Below are 1,846 nucleotides of genomic sequence, written 5' to 3'. Positions count from 1 at the left end.
CTCCATATCTTCGTGGATTCCGCAGCGCTGGTCGAGGCTCTTCGCTCCGCATGGCAGGAGCGCGCCGATCTACCGCCCCTCGGCCTGCTGGTGGAATTCGGTGCGGGCCGCGCCGGTGCCCGCAGCGTCGACGCCGCCGAGGCAATTTTCCAGGCGATCCTTGCCTTGGAGACGCCGGCCTTTAGGTTGACCGGCATCGCCGCCTATGAGGGCGCGGCGGCGACCGCCGATGCGGAAGAGACGATGCTTCGCATCGACGCGCTGATGGCGGTGACATCGGATTTCCTGCCGAAGCTGCGCGCCCGCATAGGCAACGAGCGGCCGCTCCTGGTCACGGCCGGCGGCTCGGTGTTTTTCGACCTTGTGATTGCCAGGCTTTCAGCCGCTGTTGCGGCCGATCCCGGCTGCCGGCTGGTGCTGCGCAGCGGCGCGATCTTCTTCCACGACCACGGCATCTACGAGCGCGGCCTTGCCGGCCTCGATGCACGCGGCGGTTTCCGCATCGGCGGCGAGACGGTTTCGGCGGCTGCAGCTTTCCGTCCGGCGCTGCGGGTCTGGGCCGAGGTCCTCTCCCGGCCGGAACCGCTGCTGGCGATCTGCGGCATGGGCATGCGCGACGTGGCGATGGATCAGGGTCTGCCGCGGCCGCTGGCGCTCTATCGCAATGGGGCGTATCTCGCCGATCTCGTGGGCGCCGACGTGTTTCGCCTCAACGATCAGCACGCCTTCGTGGCCCTTGCCAACGGCAGCGACGTCGCGGTCGGCGACGTCATCGAGTACGGCATCTCTCATCCCTGCACCTGCCTTGACCGGCATGCCATCCTCTACGGCCTCGACCCCGACCATTCGGTGACGACAGCCTATCTGACCAGCTTCGGCTGAACTCTCCCTCCAAAAGCAAGAAAAGGAAAACCCGCAATGATCCAGCGTTATCAGAAAGGTTCGCGTATGAGCCAAGCCGTCAGCTACGGCGGTCTCGTCTATATTGCCGGCCAGGTCGCGGAAAATCGCAAGGCTGATATCAAGGACCAGACCCGCGACGTGCTCGGCAAGATCGACGCCCTTTTGAAAGAAGCTGGCATCGACCGCTCGCGCCTCATCGCCGTCAATGTCTTCCTGCCGGCGATCGTCGATTTCGAGGCGATGAACAGCGTCTATGATGACTGGATCGACATCGAAAACCCGCCGGCCCGCGCCTGCACCGAAGCTCGTCTCGCCGATCCCGATCTGCGCGTCGAAATGACCGCGATCGCCGCGCTCTAGCGCATCGGCCCGAAAATCGGAATCGATTTTCGGAAAGCACGATGCGTAAGTTGAAAGTGTTACAGCGTCCTTTGCGCGGCTCAAAAAGACGCGCGGCGCTGTAACGGCATCGCAACCGCCCGCACTGGAGACATCATGCACAGCGGTCTCGTCAATCCGATCGACTTTTTGCGCGAGGGCCGGCAGGCCGGCCACCTCGCCATTCCCTATTCGATCGATCGGTCGCCCTATTATCAGATCCGCATTCCGGTCCTTCGCCTGAAAAATGGCGAGGGGCCGTCTTTGCTGCTGATGGCCGGCAACCATGGCGACGAATATGAGGGCGAACTCCAGCTCGGCCGGTTGATGCGGCTGCTTGATGTCGCTGAAATCCGCGGCGCCGTCACCATCCTGCCGATGGCGAACCTGCCGGCGGTGATGGCGGCCAAGCGCTGCTCGCCCTTCGACGGCGGCAACCTCAATCGAGCGTTTCCCGGCGATCCCACCGGCTCGCCGACAGCGCGGATGGCGCATTTCCTCGAACACGAACTTTTTCCGCGCCATGACGTCGTGCTCGACCTGCATTCGGGCGGCACGTCCATGG

The 1,846-nt window shown here is 63.9% G+C and carries 3 protein-coding genes; all 3 read left to right on the top strand.

Annotated features, from left to right (window positions below; translation table 11 throughout):
• Nucleotides 1–882: type III PLP-dependent enzyme domain-containing protein (locus tag AC1D1Z_RS36995; protein WP_477853782.1), on the top strand; the 882-nt coding region annotated here is incomplete at its 5' end.
• Between the two features lie 36 nt (nucleotides 883–918).
• Nucleotides 919–1,263, top strand: coding sequence for a RidA family protein (locus AC1D1Z_RS36990; protein WP_018246876.1), 345 nt, complete (start codon nucleotides 919–921; stop codon nucleotides 1,261–1,263).
• A gap of 135 nt (nucleotides 1,264–1,398) precedes the next feature.
• Nucleotides 1,399–1,846 (top strand): M14 family metallopeptidase (locus AC1D1Z_RS36985; protein ID WP_477853779.1); only part of this gene is annotated, 448 nt, incomplete at its 3' end.

The organism is Rhizobium sp. P1_E1 (assembly GCF_056406015.1).
This window is presented reverse-complemented; position numbering and strand designations above follow the sequence as displayed.